1 protein-coding gene is annotated in these 1,626 nt (G+C 51.8%); it reads left to right on the forward strand.

All coding sequences use genetic code 11. The features are described 5' to 3' along the window. Positions 1-1,593 (forward strand): ABC-F family ATP-binding cassette domain-containing protein (locus OB13_RS17835; RefSeq protein ID WP_461491540.1); only part of this gene is annotated, 1,593 nt, incomplete at its 5' end. Positions 1,594-1,626 lie beyond the last annotated feature (33 nt).

The following is a 1,626-nucleotide window of genomic DNA, read 5'->3' on the forward strand; positions in this document are numbered from 1 at the left end:
AGCAATGTTTCTTTCAACATCAATGAAGATGACCGGATAGCCCTGATGGGTAAAAACGGGGCAGGAAAATCTACCCTGCTCAAAATCATTGCCGGAGAAAATAAACCCACCCGGGGAAAAGTGTCGGCACCCAAAGAGGCTGTGATCGCCTACCTGCCGCAGCACCTGCTCACCGAAGACAACTGCACCGTGTTTGAGGAGGCCTCCAAGGCCTTTGCCAAAGTGCTGAACATGAAAAAGCAGATGGATGAGCTCAACGCCCAACTCGAAACCCGCACCGACTATGACTCGGATGAATATTACAAGATCATCGAGCAGGTATCGGAGCTGGGCGAGAAATACTATTCTATCGAAGAGATCAACTTCGATGCAGAAGTAGAGAAAACGCTGAAAGGCCTGGGCTTTTCAAGAGAAGACTTCGCGCGGCCGACCCGGGAGTTCAGCGGTGGCTGGCGCATGCGCATCGAGCTGGCCAAGATCCTGTTACAGCAACCGGACCTTATTCTGCTCGATGAGCCTACCAACCACCTCGACATCGAATCCATTCAGTGGCTGGAAGATTTCCTGGTGAACAATGCCAAGGCTGTGATCGTGATCTCACACGACAAGACCTTTGTGGACAACATCACCAACCGCACCATCGAAGTGACGATGGGTCGTATCTACGATTACAAAGTAACCTACAGCCAATACCTGCAACTGCGCAAAGAACGCCGCGAGCAGCAGCAAAAGCAGTTCGACGACCAGCAAAAGGAGATGGCCGATATTCAGGCTTTCATCGACCGGTTCAAAGGCACTTATTCGAAAACCCTGCAGGTGCAGTCGCGCGTGAAGATGCTGGAGAAAATGGAGATCGTGGAAGTGGACGAAGTGGATACGTCTGCCCTGAACCTGAAATTCCCGCCTGCCCCGCGCTCCGGCAACTACCCGGTCATCGTGGAGGGTCTTACCAAGAAATATGGCGATCATACGGTATTCAGCGATGCGTCCCTGACGATCAACCGGGGCGAGAAAATAGCTTTTGTGGGCAAGAACGGCGAGGGTAAATCTACGCTGGTGAAAGCCATAATGGGCGAGATCGATTTTGATGGCACGCTGCAATTGGGCCACAACTGCATGATCGGTTACTTTGCCCAGAACCAGGCCTCCCTGCTGGACGAAAACCTGACCGTATTCCAGACCATTGATGAGATCGCGATCGGTGATGTACGCACCCGTGTGAAGGACCTCTTGGGTGCCTTCATGTTCAGCGGCGATACCATCGAAAAGAAGGTGAAAGTGCTTTCGGGTGGAGAGAAAACGCGACTGGCGATGATCAAGCTGTTGCTGCAGCCGGTCAACCTGCTCATACTCGATGAACCGACCAACCACCTCGACATCAAAACCAAGGACATCCTGAAAGATGCACTGAAGGCCTTTGACGGTACGCTCATCCTGGTATCCCACGACCGCGACTTCCTGGATGGACTGGCCGATAAGGTGTTTGAGTTCGGTAACAAGCGTATACGCGAGCACTTCGAGGACATCAACGGCTTCCTTAGAAACAAGAAAATGGAAAACCTGCGGGAGATAGAAAGAAGCGCAGGAAAGTAACTTAAACAAAGAAGGCTATACCTGCAGGTATAG

It is taken from the genome of Pontibacter sp. HJ8 (assembly GCF_054824225.1).